This is a genomic window from Pseudonocardia terrae (assembly GCF_021343995.1).
Classification (GTDB): Bacteria; Actinomycetota; Actinomycetes; order Mycobacteriales; family Pseudonocardiaceae; genus Pseudonocardia; species Pseudonocardia terrae.
On record NZ_JAJTTE010000001.1, the window covers coordinates 1 to 20,383 of the forward strand.

The 20,383-nt window shown below is 71.8% G+C and carries 20 protein-coding genes, 1 tRNA gene and 2 pseudogenes; 15 read left to right on the forward strand and 8 right to left on the reverse strand.

Going from position 1 to position 20,383, the window contains the following annotated elements:
• Positions 1-24: 24 nt before the first annotated feature.
• The 8 genes from LWC33_RS00005 to LWC33_RS00040 all read left to right on the forward strand — a co-directional run bounded on the left by LWC33_RS00005 (position 25) and on the right by LWC33_RS00040 (position 6,544).
• A complete protein-coding gene (locus LWC33_RS00005; RefSeq protein ID WP_233302240.1) occupies positions 25-759 on the forward strand; it encodes a pseudouridine synthase in 735 nt (244 codons plus the stop codon).
• Between the two features lie 9 nt (positions 760-768).
• Positions 769-1,131, forward strand: coding sequence for a chorismate mutase (gene aroH / locus LWC33_RS00010; RefSeq protein ID WP_233302017.1), 363 nt, complete (start codon positions 769-771; stop codon positions 1,129-1,131).
• A 205-nt stretch (positions 1,132-1,336) separates the two neighbouring features.
• Positions 1,337-2,011, forward strand: coding sequence for a (d)CMP kinase (gene cmk / locus LWC33_RS00015; RefSeq protein ID WP_233302241.1), 675 nt, complete (start codon positions 1,337-1,339; stop codon positions 2,009-2,011).
• Complete coding sequence (locus LWC33_RS00020; RefSeq protein WP_233302018.1) at positions 2,008-2,685, forward strand: lysophospholipid acyltransferase family protein; 678 nt, start codon at positions 2,008-2,010, stop codon at positions 2,683-2,685. The genes cmk and LWC33_RS00020 overlap by 4 nt, the downstream gene beginning before the upstream one ends.
• Complete coding sequence (gene der / locus LWC33_RS00025; RefSeq protein WP_233302019.1) at positions 2,685-4,139, forward strand: ribosome biogenesis GTPase Der; 1,455 nt, start codon at positions 2,685-2,687, stop codon at positions 4,137-4,139. The genes LWC33_RS00020 and der overlap by 1 nt, the downstream gene beginning before the upstream one ends.
• Before the next feature lie 58 nt (positions 4,140-4,197).
• Positions 4,198-4,863 carry a response regulator gene (locus LWC33_RS00030; RefSeq protein ID WP_233302020.1) on the forward strand — a complete coding sequence of 222 codons (666 nt, stop codon included), beginning with the start codon at positions 4,198-4,200 and terminating at the stop codon, positions 4,861-4,863.
• Positions 4,864-6,066 (forward strand): sensor histidine kinase, encoded by a 1,203-nt coding sequence (locus tag LWC33_RS00035; RefSeq protein ID WP_233302021.1) that lies wholly within the window; start codon positions 4,864-4,866, stop codon positions 6,064-6,066.
• Between the two features lie 404 nt (positions 6,067-6,470).
• Positions 6,471-6,544: transfer RNA gene (locus LWC33_RS00040), tRNA-Pro, on the forward strand.
• A gap of 448 nt (positions 6,545-6,992) precedes the next feature.
• Here LWC33_RS00040 and LWC33_RS00045 read toward each other — a convergent pair.
• Positions 6,993-7,328 (reverse strand): hypothetical protein, encoded by a 336-nt coding sequence (locus LWC33_RS00045; RefSeq protein ID WP_233302022.1) that lies wholly within the window; start codon positions 7,326-7,328, stop codon positions 6,993-6,995.
• 134 nt (positions 7,329-7,462) lie between these two features.
• Here LWC33_RS00045 and LWC33_RS00050 point away from each other — a divergent pair, with 134 nt between their 5' ends.
• From LWC33_RS00050 to LWC33_RS00070, 5 genes are all read left to right on the forward strand, one after another.
• On the forward strand, positions 7,463-7,939 hold the full coding sequence (locus tag LWC33_RS00050) for a DUF1214 domain-containing protein (RefSeq protein ID WP_233302023.1): 477 nt from the start codon (positions 7,463-7,465) through the stop codon (positions 7,937-7,939).
• An 87-nt stretch (positions 7,940-8,026) separates the two neighbouring features.
• A complete protein-coding gene (locus tag LWC33_RS00055; RefSeq protein ID WP_233302024.1) occupies positions 8,027-8,308 on the forward strand; it encodes a hypothetical protein in 282 nt (93 codons plus the stop codon).
• A 374-nt stretch (positions 8,309-8,682) separates the two neighbouring features.
• Positions 8,683-9,591, forward strand: a complete 909-nt coding sequence (locus LWC33_RS00060; RefSeq protein WP_233302025.1) for a universal stress protein — start codon at positions 8,683-8,685, stop codon at positions 9,589-9,591.
• 80 nt (positions 9,592-9,671) lie between these two features.
• The gene (locus LWC33_RS00065) at positions 9,672-9,938 is read left to right on the forward strand and encodes a metal-sensitive transcriptional regulator (RefSeq protein ID WP_233302026.1); all 267 of its coding nucleotides are present in this window, start codon (positions 9,672-9,674) and stop codon (positions 9,936-9,938) included.
• Positions 9,939-9,976: 38 nt separating this feature from the next.
• On the forward strand, positions 9,977-10,372 hold the full coding sequence (locus LWC33_RS00070) for a DUF302 domain-containing protein (RefSeq protein ID WP_233302027.1): 396 nt from the start codon (positions 9,977-9,979) through the stop codon (positions 10,370-10,372).
• Positions 10,373-10,744: 372 nt separating this feature from the next.
• On the opposite strand, the pseudogene LWC33_RS00075 reads toward LWC33_RS00070, so the two are convergent.
• The 6 genes and pseudogenes from LWC33_RS00075 to LWC33_RS00100 all read right to left on the reverse strand — a co-directional run.
• Positions 10,745-11,981 (reverse strand): annotated as a pseudogene (locus tag LWC33_RS00075) (cytochrome c oxidase subunit I); the annotation flags it as partial.
• A gap of 83 nt (positions 11,982-12,064) precedes the next feature.
• Positions 12,065-13,435 (reverse strand): annotated as a pseudogene (locus LWC33_RS00080) (Lon-like protease helical domain-containing protein); the annotation flags it as partial.
• 356 nt (positions 13,436-13,791) lie between these two features.
• Entirely contained in the window at positions 13,792-14,139 is a 348-nt protein-coding gene (locus tag LWC33_RS00085; RefSeq protein WP_233302028.1) for a hypothetical protein, read from the reverse strand.
• Between the two features lie 160 nt (positions 14,140-14,299).
• Complete coding sequence (locus LWC33_RS00090) at positions 14,300-14,482, reverse strand: hypothetical protein (RefSeq protein WP_233302029.1); 183 nt, start codon at positions 14,480-14,482, stop codon at positions 14,300-14,302.
• Positions 14,483-14,552: 70 nt separating this feature from the next.
• The gene (locus tag LWC33_RS00095; RefSeq protein WP_233302030.1) at positions 14,553-15,158 is read right to left on the reverse strand and encodes a hypothetical protein; all 606 of its coding nucleotides are present in this window, start codon (positions 15,156-15,158) and stop codon (positions 14,553-14,555) included.
• 385 nt (positions 15,159-15,543) lie between these two features.
• Entirely contained in the window at positions 15,544-16,185 is a 642-nt protein-coding gene (locus tag LWC33_RS00100; RefSeq protein WP_233302031.1) for a maleylpyruvate isomerase family mycothiol-dependent enzyme, read from the reverse strand.
• 73 nt (positions 16,186-16,258) lie between these two features.
• Between LWC33_RS00100 and LWC33_RS00105 the strand changes: the two genes are divergently transcribed.
• Positions 16,259-16,693, forward strand: a complete 435-nt coding sequence (locus LWC33_RS00105) for a MarR family winged helix-turn-helix transcriptional regulator (protein WP_233302032.1) — start codon at positions 16,259-16,261, stop codon at positions 16,691-16,693.
• A 1,484-nt stretch (positions 16,694-18,177) separates the two neighbouring features.
• On the opposite strand, the gene LWC33_RS00110 is transcribed toward LWC33_RS00105, so the two are convergent.
• A complete protein-coding gene (locus tag LWC33_RS00110; protein WP_233302033.1) occupies positions 18,178-19,257 on the reverse strand; it encodes a magnesium transporter CorA family protein in 1,080 nt (359 codons plus the stop codon).
• A 269-nt stretch (positions 19,258-19,526) separates the two neighbouring features.
• Between LWC33_RS00110 and LWC33_RS00115 the strand changes: the two genes are divergently transcribed.
• On the forward strand, positions 19,527-20,309 hold the full coding sequence (locus tag LWC33_RS00115) for a DUF4118 domain-containing protein (protein ID WP_233302034.1): 783 nt from the start codon (positions 19,527-19,529) through the stop codon (positions 20,307-20,309).
• Positions 20,310-20,383: the final 74 nt, after the last annotated feature.

Below are 20,383 nucleotides of genomic sequence, written 5' to 3' on the forward strand. Positions count from 1 at the left end.
ACCTCCTCCGCCCAGGCCGAGGGGGTGCGGCTGCAGAAGGTGCTGGCCCAGGCCGGCGTGGCCTCGCGCCGCGCGGCCGAGGAGCTGATCGCCGCCGGCCGCGTGTCCGTCGACGGCGAGGTGGTGCGCGAGATGGGCCGCCGCATCGACCCGGACACCGCGGTCGTGCACGTCGACGGCTCGCGCATCCAGCTCCGGGACGACCAGGTGTACCTGGCCCTGAACAAGCCCGCCGGGATGCTCTCCACCATGTCCGACGACCGGGGCCGCCCCTGCGTCGGCGACCTCGTGATGCAGCGGACCGAGCTGCTCAACCAGGCCGGGCGGCTGTTCCACGTCGGGCGGCTGGACCAGGACACCGAGGGCCTGCTCCTGCTGACCAACGACGGCGAGCTCGGCCACCGGCTCATGCACCCGTCGTTCGAGGTGGAGAAGACCTATCTCGCCGAGGTCATGGGGCAGGTCGCCCGCGACGTCGGCAAGCGGCTCCGCGAGGGCATCGAGCTGGAGGACGGGCCGGTGCGCGTCCACTCGTTCCGGCTGGTCGACTCGCTGCCCGGCCGGTCGATGGTGGAGCTGGTGATCCACGAGGGCCGCAAGCACGTCGTCCGGCGGCTGCTCGACGAGGTCGGGCACCCGGTGCAGCGGCTGGTCCGCACCGCGATCGGCGAGGTCCGCCTCGGTGACCAGCGGCCGGGCAAGCTCCGCCCCCTCAACCAGGCCGAGGTGGGCTCGCTCTACAAGGCCGTCGGGCTGTAGGGGGCGACGGTGGCGGTCCGGGCGATCCGCGGCGCGATCCAGGTCGACGGCGACTCCCGCGAGGAGATCCTCGAGGGTTCGGCCGAGCTGGTCAGCGCCGTGCTCAAGCGCAACGATCTGACCAGCGACGAGGTCATCTCCATCCTGTTCACGGCCACGCCGGACCTCACCGCGGAGTTCCCGGCCTACGCCGCCCGGCTGCTCGGGCTCACGGACGTCCCGCTGATGTGTGCCACCGAGATCGCGGTCCCCGGCGCGATGCCGCGGGTGCTGCGGCTGCTCGCGCACGTGGAGACCGATCTCGCGCGGGCGGACCTGCGGCACGTGTACCTGCGCGGGGCCGCCGCCCTGCGCCGCGACCTCCCCTCCTGACCGGCTCCGAGGGCGGTCGGGGTGGCGCCCGCCCCGCCAGGCACAATGGTCGGCGGCCCACGTCAGGTCGTCGAACCGGTCGGGGCCTGGAGTACATCTGCACGAGGGGTGAGGCATGACCGGGCCGACAGCGTCCACGGCGTCGACCGGGTCGACGGGAGCCAGGGGAGCGACGGGGGACGGCGTCCTCAACGACGTCGTCGCGATGGACGGGCCCTCGGGCACCGGCAAGTCGACCGTCTCGCGGCGGCTGGCCCGCACGCTGCACGCCGCCTACCTCGACACCGGTGCGATGTACCGGGCCGTCACGCTGGCCTGCCTGCGCGCCGGGCTCACCGCGGACAGTGACGTCGAGCGGATCGCGGCGGTCGCCGTCGCGGCGGAGCTGGAGTCCGTGACGGACCCGGCCGCGCCGCGGATCCTGCTGGCGGGGGAGGACGTCGAGGCCGAGATCCGGGACGAGCCCGTGACCAAGGCCGTGTCGGCGGTGTCCGCGGTGCCTGCGGTGCGGAGCGCCCTCGTCGCGCGGCAGCGGGAGCACATCGAGCGGGCCCTCGCGAGCGGCCGCGGGATCGTCGTCGAGGGGCGCGACATCGGCAGCGTGGTCGCTCCCGAGGCGAAGCTGAAGGTGTACCTGACCGCCTCCGAGGAGGTCCGGGCCGCGCGCCGGGGCCGCCAGGACGCCCGGGCGGGCCGGGCCAGCGACCTCGCGGCCACGCTGGCCGACGTCCAGCGCCGCGACCAGCTGGACTCCACCCGCAAGACGTCGCCGCTGCACGCCGCGGCCGACGCGCTCGTCGTCGACACGGACGACCTGTCCGTCGACGCGGTGCTGGAGGAGCTCCTGCGACTCGTGCGGGAGCGTGGGCTCGTCACATGAGCGCCCCCTCGGTCACCGCACCGGGCGACCTCCCCGCCGGCGCCGACCCGACCGTGCACGACCTGGCCCGCTGGATCGGGACGTGGTGCTTCCGGCCCGTGTTCCGGGTCCACGTCCACCACCACGAGCGGGTCCCGGCGACCGGTCCCGTCGTGCTGGTCGCCAACCACAGCGCGCTCGTCGACGGGCCGCTGCTCTTCGGACTACTCGGGCGCCGTTCGGTGTTCCTCGTCAAGCAGGAGATGTTCACCGGCGTCCTCGGTACGGGGCTGCGCAGGATTGGGCAGCTGGCCGTGCGGCGCGGCGAGCCCGACCGGGCGGCCCTGACCGCGGCGCTCGGCGTGCTGCGCGGCGGCGGGCTCGTCGGCGTGTTCCCCGAGGGCACGCGCGGCAACGGCGACGTCGCGGCGGCCGAGAAGGGTGCGGCGTGGCTGGCCCGCACCTCCGGTGCGCAGGTCCTCCCGGTCGTCTGCCGGGGGACCCGGCGCCCGGAGGGGAGCGGGCGGCGGTGGCGCCCGCGGGTGGACGTACTGGTGGGCGAGCCGCTGCCGACCCCCACCGGGAGGGGCCGCGCGGAGCTCGCCGCGGCCACCGAGACCCTCCGCGGCGCCCTCGCCGCGCTGGTCGCGGACCTCGACGCGATGCGAGCAGAAGACATGCGGAGTAGTGCCTGATGGACGAGACGATCACCGGCGGCGACCGTGCCGCCATGGCGGAGCTGGGGCTCGACCCCGACGACTTCGTCGCCGCCGACGCGGAGTTCGGCGAGGACGGAGGGGGTGCCGCCGAACAGGGCCCGGCGCCGGTCCTCGCCGTCGTCGGGCGGCCGAACGTGGGCAAGTCCACGCTGGTCAACCGCTTCCTAGGCCGCCGCGAGGCGGTCGTGCAGGACATCCCCGGCGTGACCCGGGACCGGGTGTCCTACGACGCGCTGTGGAACGGGCGGCGGTTCACCGTCGTCGACACCGGCGGCTGGGAGCCCGACGCCACCGGGCTGCAGAAGGAGGTCGCCGCGCAGGCCGAGCTGGCCATGCGCACGGCCGACGCGATCCTGCTCGTCGTCGACTCCCGGGTGGGGGCCACGTCGGTCGAGGAGGCCGCCGCGCGCGTGCTGCGCCGCTCGGACCGCCCCGTCCTCGTGGCCGCGACGAAGGTGGACGACGAGCGGATGGTCGCCGAAACGGCGTCGCTCTGGGGCCTCGGGCTCGGCGAGCCGTACCCGGTGTCGGGCCTGCACGGCCGTGGCTCCGGCGACCTGCTCGACGCGATCCTCGAGGCCCTGCCCGAGACCCCGCGCGAGACCTTCGAGGGCCGGACCGGCGGCCCGCGCCGGGTCGCGTTGATCGGCAGGCCCAACGTGGGCAAGTCCTCCTTGCTCAACCGGGTCTCCGGCGAGCTGCGCTCGGTCGTGCACGACGTCGCCGGCACCACCGTCGACCCGGTCGACTCCCTCGTGGAGCTCGACGGCGAGATCTTCCGTTTCGTCGACACCGCCGGCCTGCGCAAGCGGGTCAAGACGGCGTCGGGCATGGAGTACTACGCCTCGCTGCGCACCCAGGCCGCGATCGAGGCCGCCGAGGTGGCCCTCGTGCTGCTCGACGCGAGCGAGCCGATCTCCGAGCAGGACCAGCGCGTGCTGACCATGGTCGAGGAGGCCGGCCGCGCCCTCGTGATCGTGTTCAACAAGTGGGACCTCGTCGACGAGGACCGCCGGCTCGCGATGAAGCGCGAGCTCGAGCGCGACCTCGTCCGGGTCCGCTGGGCCGAGCGGATCAACATCTCCGCCCTCACCGGCCGGGCCACCTCCAAGATCGCGCCCGCCATGCGGACGGCCCTGGCCTCGTGGGACCAGCGGATCCCGACCGGCCGGCTCAACAGCTGGCTGTCCGAGGTGATCGCCGCGACCCCGCCGCCGGTGCGCGGCGGCAAGCAGCCCAAGGTCCTCTTCGTCACCCAGGCCGGCACCCGCCCGCCGACGTTCGTGCTGTTCACGAGCGGCTTCCTGGAGGCAGGCTACCGCCGGTTCCTGGAGCGGCGGCTCCGTGAGGAGTTCGGGTTCGAGGGCTCCCCGGTCCGGCTGTCGGTGCGCGTCCGGGAGAAGCGGGACCGCCGGGGCAAGCGCCGCTGACCGGCCCGGCAGGGTGAGCCCTCCCTCCGGCGGACGCCGACGGACTACCCTCCCCTTCATGGCCGTTGACTCCCCCAGCGGTCCTCCCGGACCCGTGCGCGTCGTCCTCGCGGACGACGAGGCGTTGCTCCGGACGGGCCTGCGCACCGTGCTGGAGGCGCGGGGGACCGTGGTCGTGGTGGGGGAGGCGGCCGACGGCGACGGGCTGATCGCCGCCGTCGACGAGCACCGGCCGGACGTCGTGCTGGCCGACGTGCAGATGCCCGGCCGGTCGGGACTCGACGCGCTGCGCGTGCTCTGTGCCCGGCCCGACGCCGTCCCGGCGGCCGTGCTGACCACCTTCGACCTCGACGAGTACGTCACCGAGGCGTTGCGGATCGGGGTGCAGGGCTTCCTGCTCAAGGACGCCGAGCCCGACGCCCTGATCCGGGCCGTGCTCGACCTCGCGGCCGGGGGCGCGGTGCTGGACCCGCGGATCACCGCGCGGCTGCTGCCGCGGCTCGTCACCGAGCCCGCACCCGCGCCGCCGCGCCCGGCCGACCTGACCCTGCGTGAGACCCAGGTGCTGCGGTTGCTCGCCGACGGCGAGTCCAACGCAGCCATCGGTGGCCGGCTCGGGCTGGCCGAGGCCACGGTGAAGAAGTACGTGTCGGCGCTGCTGGTGAAGCTGGGCGCGGACAACCGGGTGCAGGCGGCGCTGCTCGCGCAGAGCTGGGGGGCGTGAATGGCACGGGGGGTGCCGGTTCGGCGGGGCGGGCCGGTGTGGCGGCTCGGGGTCGAGATCCTCGCCGTCGGGCTGCCGGCCGTGTTCGTGCTGCTCGGTGCGCCCGGCCCGTACGAGTGGTCGGTCGCCGCCGGGCTGGTCGGGTGCGCGCTGCTGCCCCTGCGCCACGTACGGCCGTGGCTCGCGGTCGTCGGGTCGCTGGGGGCGATCTGGGGCGGGCTCGGCTGGCCCGCGCAGATCGTCGCGCTGTACGTCCTCGGCCGCCGGACCCGGCTCGCGGGCACCGTGCCCTGGCTCGTGGCCGTCGTGGTGGCGGCGGTGGTGCCGGTGCTGCATCGGGAGGTGCTCAGCTGGCAGTCGGTGATCCTCACGATCGTCTTCGCCGTGCTGTCCGCCGGCAGTCCGCTCGGCTTCGGCCTGCTCACGGCCACCCGGGAGCGGCTGACGACGAGCCTGCGCGAGCTGGAGGACGCCCGCGAGGCCACCGTCGCCGCCCGGGAGAGCGCCGCCCGTGCCGAGGAACGTGCCCGGATCGGCCGTGAGGTGCACGACGCCGTCGGCCACCATGCCACCCTCATCGCCGTCGGCGCGGCCGCGCTGTCCGCGTCGACCGAGGAGCAGCGGACCCGCGAGGCCGCGGACGTGCTGCGCACCCACGCCAAGGAGGCGCTGGCGGAGATGCGCAGCGCGCTCGGGCTCGTGGGGCCGGCCCCCGCGGGCGCCGCCGCGCTCGGCGAGCTCGTCGACCGGGCCCGCGACGCCGGCCTCGACGCGGAGCTCGTCGCGCTCGGCATTGCCCGGACCCTGCCGGCGGCGCCCGACCAGACCGTCTACCGCGTGGTCCAGGAGGCGCTCACCAACGCCGCCCGGCACAGCCCGGGCTCCACCGTGCGGGTCGAGGTCGACTGGCGGACGAGCGACCGGATCCGGGTCGAGGTCGGCAACGGGCCCGCCCGGCGACCGGTACGCGGCACCTTCGGCACCGGAGGGGCGGGGCTGGCCGGTCTCGCCGAGCGGGTCCGTGCCGTGGGCGGGGAACTGACGAGCGGACCCGACGCGGACGGGTTCCGGGTGTGCACGGTGCTGCCCCTCGCGCCCGAGACGCCGCCGACGGGGGTGCGGCGGGTCGACGTCGCGGCAGGTCACCCGGCGGAGCGGGACACGGATACCGGCTCCCTGCCCGACGCCGTACGCCCCTCGTGATCTTCGCCACCGGGTTCGTCCGGCGCTGCGGCCGATCACCCGCGGCGATCGTCGTGGCGATCCCGGGCGCGGTCATCGGCGCGATCACCGGCCGTGTCCGGCCGACCCCCTCCCGCCGGGTTCCGTCCGAGGACCCGGCGACCGAGCCGTTCGCCGGCGTCGACAAAGCCCTGGTCGGCACGGGGTTACTGGTGAGTACCCCCGAAAGTCGCCTTCGCGGGGCGACCGACGGCGGTGGTGTCACCATGCCGTCCGAACCAGACTGACGGGGACCGTCACGGTGGTGCCCCACCGTGTGGCACCCGGCGAGTTCGTTCGCGGACGAGTTGGGGGAGCGAGGTCCGGGTCGGTGCAGGGAGTCGATCGGTGGTGCGGTAGGCTGATCGAGCCCTCACGGGGGCGGCCGGGACGTGGCGCAGCTTGGTAGCGCACTTGACTGGGGGTCAAGGGGTCGCAGGTTCAAATCCTGTCGTCCCGACGGTCGGCGGAGGCCGGTGTCTACTCGACGGAGACACCGGCCTTCGTCGTTTCTCCCTGTGGAAAGCCCTGGCTCCATGATCGTGGACCGAGCGGCCTCATCGATCATGCAGTTGATCTTCGTGTCGAGCTCTGAGGCGGGTGACAGCAGGAGTTGACAGCAGCGCCCCTCGGACCCGCCGCTGATCTGTGGGGGAGGGGCAAGCGACGATCTCCATGACGTCGCGAGGGTGGACGCCTCGGGTGAGGAGCAGGCTGACACAGGTACGTCAGTGTCCGGATCGGCAGGATTCTGCACCATGGCGGCACCTCGTCGGAGGCGACCTCCGAGTGCGGGATCCCGGCCGAGCTTTGCCGACGACGCGGCGGTGAAGTGCTGTAGCCGAGCGTCGTTGCCAGAGTGCGGGGGCGGCCTGGCCGACGGCGCGCTGCCCGCACCTCCACATCGTCTAGCCGGTGGCTCGCTCACGGCGCAGTCGATCCAGTACCTCCTCGAGATAACGCTGCACGTGCTCGTCGGCGCCCTCGCCGGTGGGTTCTACGAAGTCGCGGATGACGAGCAGCAGCGTCACCCTCGAGCGCGCCTGCTCGAGGTCGACATCTGATGCCTCGGCCGGCACCTCGAGCATGCGGGCGAGTTTCGCCACCGCCGCGAGCGCGTCGTCGCGACGGGCCGCTCCCGTGCCTGCATGCGTGGCGTCTGCAGCGGGCCCGCTGACGAGGAGCTGTTCGATGGGCCCGTACAGGTCGACGGCCCCTAGATCCACATGTCGGTCCTCGCCCATGGGCCACCCCTTGCTCCGAGTCGAGATACGTCACCAGTCCGGGCTACCCGGCTGTGCGTCGCTAGGGCCGGAGAGACCGACGGTTCAGGGCCGCTCGGCATAGGGCGTGGAGGGCGACCAGCACCGCGGCCCGGATGGGCCGGCTGCGGAGTCGGCGTGGCTACACCATCACGTTCCGGACCGACGACCTGCCGCCGGTGCGCAACCACCGGGAACTGTCGGTCGACGACGTCGACGGCTACTCCGTCGCCAGCCTGATCGACCGCTACTCGATCAACAGCTACATGCTCGACCGCGGCGACCTGCCCGTCGGCAACGGCGAAATCGTGATCTGCATCCAGGCAGAGCGCCCGGACGAGGGGCCCAGCGCATCGACTGTGCCTGCCGCGTACGAAGCCATCCGTCAGGCAGGCGCTCGGGCGGCGAGATCAACTTGGTTCGCCCTCGTCCAACCCGAGCGCTCGCCACCTTTTGGCAGCGACCCGGTGGTCGAACTGAGTCGGGGGCCACCGGTTGGCCGCCAGCTGGTCTTCTGTCGGGCTGCCTCTCGGCCTCAGCCGGCAGAACAGCCCTGCGGACTTCACCTCGGGCCTGGGTGCCGTTGCGGGTGACGAGCGGGAGCGTTTGCGGACGCAAGTGCCCGGGTAGGCCGGGGTTGGCCGACCACCTCGTTGGCGCGTCGCCGTGAGGAGCGCAGGATGAACGCACACGGCGTCCCCCGCGACGAGCTCGACAACCAGCCCGCATTGGCCGCTCCTCGCGAAGCCGTGCTCGCATTCCTCTCCGACGACCACAACGCGGACCAGGGCCTCGCAGCCGCAAGGGCTGTCTTGGAGACGGTCGTTGCCGAGTCCGGAGCCGACGGCGTGACGGATGCGGCCGTGGAGTTGGCATCTCGGCTGGCCTCCGCGCTGGAGCGGATCGCCGCCGAGCAAGGGCTGACGGCCAGCGAGCTCGCAGAGGTCTGGTTCCTCGACTGAACCGAGCCCCGGGGGCCACGGGTGCCTGTTCACGCCGCGCGGTTGCTGCGCCCGGACCTGGTACTGACCGACCGGCTGGTACCGGGACAGTGCTCCGGCCTCTCCGGGCTCAGCCCTCTTACAGCGCGCCGAATGCCGTTGCAGTATGAGAACGGATGAGGGGCATGAGAACGGATGAGGGGCCTTCTTGTCGGCACAGGACAGGGCGCCCCCGCTGATCGTCTACGACGCGATGTGTTCGGCGCGGAGGCCCCGGTGGGAGGACAGGGGTTCCGCAGGTCGACGACCGAGGGCCTCATCCCGAGCGACCTCGGCTGGGTGAGGTGCAGCCGGCGCGGCGGACCCGTGAAGGGCACGAAGGACGAGGAGAAACCATGAACGCTACCGCCCGCACCGCCGTCGTCGTCGGTGTCGATGGCTCGGACAGGGCGCTCGCCGCCGTCCGGTGGGCGGCCGCTGAGGCGGACGAACGGGATACACCCGTGCGGCTGGTCGCGGCCGTGGCACCGAGGATCTACCAGCCGATAGGCGTTCCCGCGCTCGGCGCCGAGTACCAGTTGCAGGCCCTGACCCGGGTCGCCGAGCAGGACCTGCAGGCTGCCGCCGAGGTGGCCCAGCAGACCGCGCCGGAGCTCGTGGTGACGACCGAGGTCCGTAGTGGGGAGGCCCCGGTGGTGCTGTGCGACGAGTCGCCCACCGCTCAGTTGGTCGTCGTCGGTTTCCGCGGTCGCGGTGGCTTCGCCGGGCTGCTGCTCGGTTCGGTGGCCGTTGCCGTGGCCGCGCAGGCGGCGGCGCCGGTGGTCGTCGTCCGTGGCGAGGGTGCTCCGCGCGAGGCGGCCGCTCCGATCGTGGTCGGGGTCGACGACAGTCCGCACGGCGAGGCCGCGCTCGGGTTCGCCTTCGACGAGGCGGCGCGCAAGCGGGTCCCGCTGGTCGCGGTGCGCGCCTGGGGCGACCCGGTCCACGAGCCCTACCTGGTCAGCTTCGTCGACTGGAACGCGGTCGAGACCGGCGAGCGCCGGCTGCTCGACGAATGCCTGGCCGTCCGGACCGCCGAATACCCCGAGGTGCCGGTCGAGCAGGTCCTGCTGCGCGACACCCCGGCGGCCGCCCTGGTCGCCCGGTCGCGGGGTGCCGGGCTGGTCGTCGTCGGTTCGCGCGGACGCGGCAGGGTGCGCGGACCACTGCTGGGCTCGGTGAGCCAGGCCGTGCTGCCGCACACCGAGGCCCCGGTCGCCGTGGTGCGACCCGAGGCCGGTGACCAGCCGGCGCAGGAGCCCTGACGAGGCCGGAATAGCTGGCGGTACCGTGGCGTGATACCCCCTGGGGTACGCGAGGGCGGGCCCGACGGAGGGGAAGTGCCATGGACGTGAATGCGGCGAAGCTGACCGATGTGGTGGCTCGGCTCAAGCGGGTGCAGGGTCAGCTCGGCGGGATCATCCGCATGATCGAGGAGGGCCGTGACTGCTCGGACGTGGTCACTCAGCTCGCGGCGGCCTCGCGTGCGCTGGACAAGGCCGGCTTCAAGATCATTTCGACGGGGCTGCGGCAGTGCATCGCCGAGGACACGGACGGCACGCAGCGGGTGAACGAGGCCGAGCTCGAACGCCTGTTCCTCTCGTTGGCCTGAGCAGGCCCGGAGCGGCCGGAGACGAAGGGAGCTGCGCGGTGAACATCGCCCGCACCATCACCCTCAGCCAGCCCTACGCCGAGGTGGTGCCGCGGGTCCGTGAGGCCCTGGCCGGTCAGGGGTTCGGGGTGCTGACCGAGATCGACATGACGGCGACGATGAAGCAGAAACGCGGCGCCGAGATCGAGGACTTCGTCATCCTGGGCGCCTGCAATCCCGAGCTCGCCGAGCGGGCCCTGAACATCGACCGCCGGGTCGGGGTGCTGCTGCCGTGCAACGTCGCCGTCCGGGCGACCAGCGACGGCACGGGCACGATGGTGCAGCTGATGAACCCGCAGCTGCTCGCGGCGGCGACCGACAATCCCGACCTCGCCCCGATCGCCGAGGAGGCCGACCGGCGAATGAGCGCAGTCCTGGCCACCCTGCAGCAGTAGCCGCTCCCGCATCGGGGTCGGCCCGCGCGATCTCCGGCCTGCTCATGACCTGACCAATCGCGACCTGACCAACTGCGACCTGACCCAACCGCACAGCCCAACACCAACCTGCGACGCGCGCGGGGTGCGGCTGCCTGGTGGAGACCCACGTGCACAACGACCACGTCTCCAGCGGGCTGGAGCTGGCCGGCAGCACCGGCGCCACCTACGTGCTGGCGGGCGGCGACGGGCGGGCCCACGGGGTGTTCACCGGCGGGTCGATGCTCTACGGCGCCAGCGGCCGCACCGACCTGGTGCGGGGTGACCCCCGTGGTCGTCGATGCTCATCGACCGCCTCCTGCGTCCGTCTCGTGCCGGTCTCGCGTCCCCGATTCAGCGCGAGCGCGGGTCGTCGTCGGGTTGGGTCTCCCTGGAGACGGCCTGGGCGGCGACCTCGGACGGGGCCGGGTGCCCGCCGACGTGCGCCTCGGCACGCATGCGTTCCGCCAGGTGTGGTTAGTGCAGCTCGAACGCCGGGCGTTCGGAGCGGATGCGCGGCAGCTCGGTGAAGTTGTGCCGCGGCGGCGGGCAGCTGGTGGCCCACTCGAGCGAGTTGCCGTGACCCCACGGGTCGTCGACGGTGACCACGCGGCCGTAGCGGTAGCTGCGGAACACGTTCCAGATGAACGGCAGCGTGGAGGCGCCGAGGACGAACGCGCCGATCGAGGAGATCGTGTTCAGCGTGGTGAAGCCGTCGGTGGGCAGGTAGTCGACGTACCGGCGCGGCGTGCCCTCGTTGCCCAGCCAGTGCTGGACGAGGAAGGTCAGGTGGAAGCCGACGAACGTGGTCCAGAAGTGGAACTTGCCCAGCGTCTCGTCGAGCATCCGGCCGGTCATCTTCGGGAACCAGAAGTAGATGCCCGCATAAGGCGCGAACACGATCGTCCCGAACAGGACGTAGTGGAAGTGTGCCACCACGAAGTACCTGTCCGAGACCATGAAGTCCATCGCCGGGGAGGCCAGCAACACGCCGGTGAGCCCACCGAAGAGGAACGTCACGAGGAAGCCGAGGGAGAACAACATCGGCGTCTCGAACGTGAGCTTGCCCTTCCACATCGTGCCGATCCAGTTGACGAACTTGATGCCCGTCGGGATCGCGATGAGGAACGTCGTGAACGAGAAGAAGGCCAGCAGTACCGCACCCGTCGCGTACATGTGGTGCGCCCAGACCGCTCCCGACAGCATCGCGATCGCGATGGTCGCGAAGACCAGCGTCTTGTAGCCGAAGATCGGCTTGCGCGAGAAGACCGGGAACACCTCGGACACGATGCCGAAGAACGGCAGGGCCACGATGTAGACCTCGGGATGGCCGAAGAACCAGAACAGGTGCTGCCAGAGGATCGCCCCGCCGTTGGCCGGGTCGAACACGTGGGCGCCGAGGTGGCGGTCCGCCGCGAGGCCGAACAGGGCCGCGGTCAGCACCGGGAACGCGATCAGGACCAGCAGCGACGTAATGAAGATGTTCCAGGTGAAGATCGGCATCCGGAACATCGTCATGCCCGGGGCGCGCATTGCAGACGATCGTGGTGATGAAGTTGACCGCTCCGAGGATGGTGCCCAGGCCGGCGACCGCCGGTGCACGGTCCCCTCCGGGAAGGCCCCGTCACCCGCCCGTTCGCCGGCCGGCCGTCCCGTCAACAACTCGATCCCCTCGTCGATGTGGCTGACCGCCCAGACGTGGAACCGGCCGGCGCGGACCGCCTCGACGACCTCCTCGCGCACCATCAGGTGCTTGACGTTCGACGTCGGCACGAGCACCCCCTGCTCGCCGGTCAGGCCCCGCTCACGGCAGACGTCGAAGAAGCCTTCGATCTTGCGCGTCACGCCCCCGACCGCCTGCACCTCGCCGTGCTGGTCCACCGCGCCCGTCACGGCGATCCCTTGGTGCAGCGGCAGATCGGAGAGGGCCGACAGCAAGGCGTAGAGCTCGGTCGTCGAGGCCGAGTCGCCGTCGATACCGCCGTACGACTGTTCGAAGGTGATCGTCGCCCCCAACGAGAGCGGCCAACGCTGCGCGTACTGCGCTTGCAGGTAACCGGTCAGGGTCAGGAACCCCTTCGAGTGGATCGGGCCCGACTTCTCGATCTCCCGCTCGATGCTCTGCACCGTCCCCAGCCCGACCGAGACCCGTGCCGTCACGGGCCCCGCCTGCCCGGCTTCGATCGTCGGCAGGAAGTCCTGCAGATGCTCCGGCAGGTTCTTCTCGATCTGCTCGATGAAGGCGAGGACATCCGGCTGCTCGCTGAACTCCTCGCGCAACTCCGTGATCAGCGGGCCGACCGCGTACAGCGCCACCTCACGGTCGAGCGCACTCACGCGCTCCTGGGCCTCCTTCTCGATCTGCTGCATCTGGCGCACGAACGCGCCGACCTCGCTCTGGACCTGCGTGCCCCGTTGCTCGAGATCCGCCTTCTCCTCGGGTGACAACTGCTCGAACACCTGTTGCGACATCGGCTGGCCGCTCTGCAGTGGGATCTTGCCGATACCGGTCGGTGTCATCACCACGGCGAAGCCACGTTCCTGCCCGAAGGCGCGCAGGTCCGTGATCAACGCGGCGCGCCGCGTTCCCACCTCCGACAACGACTGCTCTCGGCGCCGCGCGTAGTCCTCGCTCTCGAAGGCGCGAGGAATCTCCCGCTGTGCCGCCTCGAGGAACGACGCCATCGCCGTCGCCAGCCTCCGGGCGCGGCCGGCCGGGACCGAGAAGGTGCGTGGCCGATCCGGCTCGGTGAAGTTGTGGACGTAGACCCAGCCAGGTGGTGTCGGCCGCGTCGCCGCGAAGGAACGGACGGCCGTCAGAACGGTGCTCTCGCGCCCCGTGCCCGGCGGACCGGCAACGTAGAGGTGGATGCCGCGCACGCCGACCTCGAGCGCAAAGGCGATCGCCTCGGCCGCGCGCGGCCGCCCGATCGTCGTCTCGAGCGGCGCTACCTCGCCCGTCGTCCGGAACGGCAGCATCGCGGGGTCGACCCGCCGACGCAGCTCCTCCGGCCTCACCGCCGACCGCTCACGCACTGCCTGCATCGCGCTCCTCCTCTGCGCAGACCACCACTCAGGCTCTCGGTGCGTAACGCGGGGTCCCAGCGACCTCTCCTCGGAGCACGTCCTCGTGTCCCCCCCCCGCCAGCAAGCCGGCGCCGAAGTGCCAGGTCAGTGGCGATCGCGCCCGCGACACCGCCGGGGCCGCCCGATCGCGGGACCGCACCACTCGGACCGCCCCTGCTCCACGTGCAGCTCGACAATGTCGGAGGGGCGATGCCTTGGTCGTTGCCACCACCGCCCGGGCCGCTGCTGACGCCGCCCGGTCCGGTGGACGGAAGCGCGCCGTGCTCGGAGGAGGAGCGTCGACGTACATCCACCTGTTTCGTGTAGGCCCGTAGTCAGATGGCGACGACGTTGACGACGACAGCGCCGAGGGTGGCCAGCGCACGAGCCTGGCGGTAGGGGAGAGCGTCGGCGGGTAGCCGTAAGTCCGCGTAGAGGCCGAGCGCCACGAAGGTCAGCACCGGGGCGGCCCAGTCGTTCGCCGAGAATCCGGGTAGGCCGTCGTCGTTGAGTTGGGGCATGTTCGCCGACAGTCGCCATACGAGCACCGCCATGCCCGACAACACGGCCACCGCGATCACGTCGGGCCAGGCGCCCCGCGGAAGCCGCCAGAGTGCGACCGCGAACGCCAGTAGTGCGGTGATTCCCGCGGTGAGTGCGACATGACCGACACTGAAGATCACGAATCGTTCCCCTTCCGCTGGGGCGGATCGGGGGCTCACGGGCCCGGCAGCGGGGTCGTGCGCCGGGCAGGGCGACGTGGCCGGTCGTAATGCGACGCGGACGTCGACCATGATCCAGCCCTCCGGAGAATGGCTGGGCGGCGATCGGACGGACTACCGGTCAGCCACGCAGCAGGGTTCGGTCCACCCAGGCACTGACGTCGATGTCGTGCCGGGCAGCTATCTCGATGAGGTCCTCCAGGCGCGCGCGGTGCCGCACGGCCTCGTGTGGCTCATCGGCTTCGAGAGCGGCGACGAGGCGCTCCTGGGCCGCGGTGATCTGTATCCGCAGCTCCTCGATCACGATGATCGTCTCCTTCTACGCGTCGGCGTGTTGCGGCAGTCGTCGCGGATTGCGGTGGCACCGTGCCGGCTCAGTCGGAGCGTGGGGACTGTCGGACCAGCACGTACGACTCCGTCCGGGGGAAGGTCGTTCCGGCTTGCCCCGCGGCGTCGGCGGGCAGTTCCTTGAGGAGCGCGTCTGCGCGGTCCGCCGCATCCTGATCCGCCCAGGTGGTCACGAGTAACAGACGGCCGTTCTTCCGATCGACGAGCATCTCTGAGCTGCAGAGACCCGAGCCGGCGGACATGCGGTGCAGGAGTTCGTCCCGGACGAATGCCAATCCGGCGTCGAGCCTCGTCGGCTCGAGTTGCAGGCGGGTCATCCGCACCATCGCGCCCGGCTCGGGAACCGTCGGTCGTTCGGCGACGACGACCTCGAAGCTCTCGGCGACCAGCTCACCACCCGCCGCCACAGCAGCGCCCTCACGGGCCCGGGTCAGAGCGGCTCCGGAGGAATGCTGTGGATCGTCCCAGTAGGACATCGCGACGATGACGCCGCCCTCCGGGTCGACGAGCGTGGTCAGGCCTCGGTTTCCGTCCGCCGACTCGACCGCACTCCGGTCGGACTCCTCGATCTGGGCGACGCCGGAATCGATCTTGGCTCGCAGCCCGAAGATGGTGTTGACCCGCGCGTACATCAAGATCCTCCTCATCGCCCCACCACGATGTGAGGCCCGCTGACTATCGCGCTACCTGGGCGCCCTCGGCAGAAGGCGCTAGACCCTGATGATGTGCCGTCTACCACAGGGGACGCGGCCGCGCGCGTCTCACACCACAGTCGGGCCAGGTTACGCGAGCCTCCTTCGGCCGCCATGGGAGCTGCGACGACCAGGCTTCGACCCACGACGGCAGGCTCGCAGACAGCATCGGCCGGCTGCGCCGGGTGATCCACCTCGGCTTCTCCAGCTCGCCTGCGCCCCGGTCTGCCATCGACAGCCCGCCATCGGCGGGTGCTCTCTCCAGGATCCGCGAGCCTAGAGGATGCGCGGCGCGGCCGACCCCTCGCGGGCGCGCCGCGCTCGATCAGGCGGGCTCGGCGAGGTGGGCGAGCCCGTCTCCGGCGAGCCGGGGCAGGGCGGCGGCGTGGCGCCCGGTGAGCAGCAGGAGCAGGGCCGCGGCGGGCCCGCGGACCTCCGCACCGGCGGCGTCGCCCGCGGTCCAGCCGGCGTGGGTCGCCACGAATCGGGTGCCGCGGAACCGCCGCCGCGCCCAGAACGGCCAGCCCATCCGCCACACCCGGTCCAGCCCCTCGCGCGCGCCGGCGAGCGGCATCGGCACCGTGCGCCCAAGGGGCAGCGCCACGTCCTGGACGTGCACCAGGACGTCGAAGAGCAGGTTGTCCAGGGTGGTGATCGCCGGGCGGGCGCGGCTGTCGGCGAGCTCGCGCAGCTCGGCGACGAGCCGGGTGGTGGGGTGCCGCGCGTGTGCCAGCGCGAGGTCCCTGTTCACCGCCTGCAGATCCCCGCCGGCGCGCATCCCCGCGGCGACAATGCGCAACATGCCCGGCGACTGCGGGGTGAGCGCGACGTGCGCCGCGACGTCGCGGACCCGCCACTGCGCGCACAGCGATGGGCGCTCCCACTCGTGCTCGGAAAGCCCGGCCAGCAGGTCGGCCAGCTCCCGCCGGCCTTCGGCGATCACCGCCCACTTCTCGTCGCGGTCCATCGCCCACCCCGATTCAGTCAGAAAGACTGACCATCTCGTCAGAGTCTCTTACCATCTCGTAGGGTCGTCAAGCGTGACCGAACCGTTGAACACCGGGCTGCTGCTGTTCTTGCCCTACCGGGCGCTCGAGTCCCGGGTGTTCGAGGGTCTGGCCGCGGCCGGGTTCGACGACCTCACCCCTGCCCAGGCACGCGTGTTTCAGCGGATCGCCCCCGACGGCAGCCGCCCGACCGAGCTGGCCGAGCAGGCCGGGATCACCAAGCAGAGCGCGGGCTTCCTCGTCGACCAGCTGGAACGTGCGGGGTACGTCGAGCGCGTGCCCGACCCGGCGGACGGGCGGGCCCGCCTGGTGCGGGTCGCGGAACGGGGCGCACGCAGCGTGGAGGTCTCCCGCGGGATCGTCGCAGAGGTGGAGGCGGAGTGGACCGCGCACCTCGGCGTGCGCCGGATGGCGCAGCTCCGCCGGATCCTGACCGACCTGCGGGAGATCACCGATCCCTGGCGATGACCAATTCCGCCGGCTCCTCGGTGACCGACTTGGTCATCACCACGGTGTGTGCTGGCCCACCTCGAAGGTGACGATGGCGTGGTCGGCCAGCGCTTGCAGGTCGACCGCGCCCGTCGAGCTGCACGTCGGGGGCGAGGGTGATCGAATGGGTTGAGGGACGAGCGACTCATCCCTCGAGCGGATCCCGCGTCCCCAGGCGGGCGAGCGTGGCGTGTGCCTGCTCGGCGGCGTGATCGGCGTCCTCGAGCTGGACGGCCATCGCGTTGAGCCGACTGTGCGAAACCCATGTGTGTCCCCGCGGACTGCTCGTCGTCGCTGGAGAGCTCGCCGGGCCGCAGGCTCTGCGACTGCTCGGCGAACCGGCGAGCGACCGTGGACAGGGCGACCAGGGCCTCCGACAACGCGCCGGCTCGCTCGGCGAGCAACTGCGGAGTCAGCGCAGGGTCTGGGCGAGGATCCAGGATCTCCCGCTCGTGCTCGGCCTCGAACTCCCCGGAGCATGGCGGCGTGTCGTTCATGTGGTCAGCCATGACGGGGCGTTCTCCTCGGAGTGTGGGCCGGCCGGCCCCATGGGGAGGTGCGGGGTCGGCCGGTTGGGGGTCAGCGTTTTTGGCGGGTCAGCGGTGCCGGACATCGTCGGCCTGGTCGCGGAGGGCGTCGACGGATCGGTGGCTCGCGCCCAGCGCGGCGGCGTCGGCGCCGAGTCCCAGCGGGCGAGGTCCAGGTTTTCGCCGACATCTCGGCCACGCCGAGTCGACCTCAGCCGGGGTGAGTTCCCCGGGGCAACTCGATCATCCGTCGAGGGGGCCCGCGACTTCCAGATCAACGTGCTGCGGCGGAAGCCGACGACCAGGTCAACTTCATCGTTGTGACTGGTCCATCTCAGCGAAAGGGTCGGTGGAGTTACGGCGTCGGCTAACACGCCTTACGGCACCGGCGATTCCCGAGCATCGGCCCGCTGTTCGGCCGACGCCCGCTCCCCCTGCGTTGCGTGCGATGGGATCTTGCCTTCCCCGCGCGCGTGATGCCCCTCGAGTATGACCGAGAGAGCTCCCCGATGATGATCTCGAAGACTCCCGTGTACGACAGCGTCTCCATTCGACCCCGGCGAGGCGCTGTCGAGCGTCTCGCCGGGCCACCTCGTCACCCCGACATCTACTCGCAATTGTGCGGAGAACTGGGCCATGAGCCGGGACGAGCCGCCGTGCCGACACAGCGGCGCAGGGAGGCCAGTGAGGGCGCCGACGCCAGGCGCATCGTCAGGGCCGCGACCCGGACGGTGTCGTCGGCGTCCGGCCGTCGCCGAGCGGGCGCCCACGCGCTGCCCTGGTGGCACCCCCTGAACCAGCAGTCGTGAGCGACTTCGCGGCCCTCAGCTCTTGTTGATCGGCCCAGCGGAACCACCAGTCCGTTCCCCAGCCAGGACACCGGACGTCTGGTCGGAACCGATGCGGGCCTGATCGTGCGCGATTCGTTCCGGAGCCTCAGAGCCAGTTGCGGCGCCGGAAGGCGAGGTAGAGCAGACCCGCGAGGAGGACGATGAGGATCGAGCTGGTCGCGAAGCCCCACGGCTGCGAGAACCCGGGATAGGGGACGTTCTGCCCGTACCAACCGGTGATGGCGGTCGGCACCGCGATGATCGCGGCCCATGCCGCGAGCTTGCGCGTGATGACGTTGAGCTCGTTGTCCTGCTCGGTGGCGTTCGTCTCCAGGATGCTGCTGACGTGGTCACGTGTGCTGTCGACCGTCTCGGCCGCGCCGAGGACGTGGTCGTAGACGTCGTGGAAGTAGGGAGTGATCCCCGGGCTGAGCAAGGGGATGTTCTCGTCCTCCCGGAGCAGACGCCCGACCACCTCCCGCATGGGCACGGTGACGCGGCGCAGACGGCCCAGGCTCTTGCGCAGCTCGAACCCGCGCCGGCGAACGTCGACGTTGCGCCCTGGCTCGAAGAGAGCGTCCTCGAGCTCGTCGGCGAGGTCTTCGAGTTGTTGGGCCGTCCGGTAGTGGCCGTCGACCACCGCGTCCACCCATCCGTGGGTCAGGAAGCCGACGCCGCTTCCCGCCAGGGCGGGCGCGGCGTCCCACCGGGCGAGCACCGCGTCGACGTCGAAGTCGGCCTTGCGCACCGTGACCAGCGCACGCGGTGTGATGAAGGCGCTCATCTCGCTGGTGAGCACCTCCTGGTCCTCGGGACCGAGGGCGACCGCGTAGAGGTTGAGGAACAGGTGCGTGGCGTAGCGATCCAGCTTGGGCCGCTGGTGCTCGGCGAGGGCGTCCTCGACCGCGAGCGGGTGCAGCCCGAACTCCTGGATCACGATCCCGAGGTCGGCCTCGTCGGGGTCGTGCAGGTCCAGCCAGACCACGCTGGACGGGTCCGCGCAGAGCCGTTCGCTGATCTCCTCGGCGGCGAAACCCTGCGCGACGAGCTCTCCGTGTCGGTACTGCCGGGTCCGGGTCGGGCATTTCGGGGGGACGACCGTGGTGACGCTGCGAGCCGGTGGGCCCGCGGTGTGTTCGTCACCGGCCGCGGGCTCGGGTCTGGGAACGGGTGGTCTGGTCGTCATCTCCTCGCCAGTCCTACCTCGGGCTGCGGCCGGCGGCTCGCTCAGGCGCCCGACCCGCCCCCGGCCGTCCCGTTTACGCCGGTCCGCGTGCGCACGCTGCGCGAGAAGTCCGTTCTCGCAGTGACGGTGACCGGTCCCGCACTCCGCCGGTCGTGGTCGCTGCCGGCGGGGTGAAGGGCCGGGCCGGGGACGGTTGAGAGCCGAAGGGCCTGGTCGGCCGAGGCCGTCGGAACCTCGTGGTCCGGCCTGCGGTTCGGTTCCCTCCTGAAGTGCAGTTCGACCGGCTCCTGCAGTCTCACCGCGCCCTCGTCGTGTGGGGCGCCGCAGCGGGGCCCCTCGTGGCGTGTGCGGTGCTGGGCCTGTTCCGCCCCGACGTCGCCAACACCAACGCCGCACTCGGGCTGGTCCTGCTGATCGTGGCCGCGGCCTCGACGGGAATCCGCGCCGCCGGCCCGGCCGCCGCGCTGTCCAGCGCGGTCTGGTTCGACTTCTTCCTCACCGAGCCGTACAACCGGTTCGCGGTCACGAAGCGGGCGGACATCGAGACCGCGGTGCTGCTCCTGCTCGTCGGCCTCGCCGTCAGCGAGATCGCGCTGTGGGGCCGCCGGCAGCAGGCGCGGGCGAGCCGCGAACAGGGCTATCTCGTCGGCGTGGTAAGCACGGCGGCCACGGTCGGTGCCGGCCGCACCTCGGTGCCGACGTTGATCGACCACGTGTCTCGCCAGCTCGTCGACGTGCTGCAGATCGACGCCTGCCGCTTCGACCACGGCAGCCGACCCATCCTCGCGGAGCTCCACGACGACGCGAGCGTGATCTACGACGGACGCCCGCTCGACGTCTCCCGATCCGGGCTGCCCACGGACACCGAGATCGCGCTGTTGATCCGCAGCGGCGGGATGGTGAGGGGACGGTTCCTGCTCGTGTCCACGAGCCGGGTCGTCCGGCCGACCCGGGAGCAGCTCCGGGTCGCGGTCGCGCTCGCCAACACGGTCGGGCCCGCCCTGGTGCCACCGGACGGGGCGGCGCCGGGGAGGACGCGGTCGCCGACATGAGCCGACAGTGACCCGGCCGGGCCGGGCGGCCCGGGTGGGTGCTGCACCGATTCGGTGACGCGAGGGTAGGGGTT

Bases quoted from the DNA above. Each gene is read 5' to 3' on its own strand.
- cmk (WP_233302241.1), top strand. From the start codon at position 1,337: ATGGACGGGCCCTCGGGCACCGGCAAGTCGACCGTCTCGCGGCGGCTG.
- LWC33_RS00020 (WP_233302018.1), top strand. From the start codon at position 2,008: ATGAGCGCCCCCTCGGTCACCGCACCGGGCGACCTCCCCGCCGGCGCC.
- der (WP_233302019.1), top strand. From the start codon at position 2,685: ATGGACGAGACGATCACCGGCGGCGACCGTGCCGCCATGGCGGAGCTG.
- LWC33_RS00030 (WP_233302020.1), top strand. From the start codon at position 4,198: ATGGCCGTTGACTCCCCCAGCGGTCCTCCCGGACCCGTGCGCGTCGTC.
- LWC33_RS00035 (WP_233302021.1), top strand. From the start codon at position 4,864: ATGGCACGGGGGGTGCCGGTTCGGCGGGGCGGGCCGGTGTGGCGGCTC.
- LWC33_RS00045 (WP_233302022.1), bottom strand. From the start codon at position 7,328: ATGGGCGAGGACCGACATGTGGATCTAGGGGCCGTCGACCTGTACGGG.
- LWC33_RS00050 (WP_233302023.1), top strand. From the start codon at position 7,463: ATGGGCCGGCTGCGGAGTCGGCGTGGCTACACCATCACGTTCCGGACC.
- LWC33_RS00055 (WP_233302024.1), top strand. From the start codon at position 8,027: ATGAACGCACACGGCGTCCCCCGCGACGAGCTCGACAACCAGCCCGCA.
- LWC33_RS00060 (WP_233302025.1), top strand. From the start codon at position 8,683: ATGAACGCTACCGCCCGCACCGCCGTCGTCGTCGGTGTCGATGGCTCG.
- LWC33_RS00065 (WP_233302026.1), top strand. From the start codon at position 9,672: ATGGACGTGAATGCGGCGAAGCTGACCGATGTGGTGGCTCGGCTCAAG.
- LWC33_RS00095 (WP_233302030.1), bottom strand. From the start codon at position 15,158: ATGTACGCGCGGGTCAACACCATCTTCGGGCTGCGAGCCAAGATCGAT.
- LWC33_RS00100 (WP_233302031.1), bottom strand. From the start codon at position 16,185: ATGGACCGCGACGAGAAGTGGGCGGTGATCGCCGAAGGCCGGCGGGAG.
- LWC33_RS00110 (WP_233302033.1), bottom strand. From the start codon at position 19,257: ATGACGACCAGACCACCCGTTCCCAGACCCGAGCCCGCGGCCGGTGAC.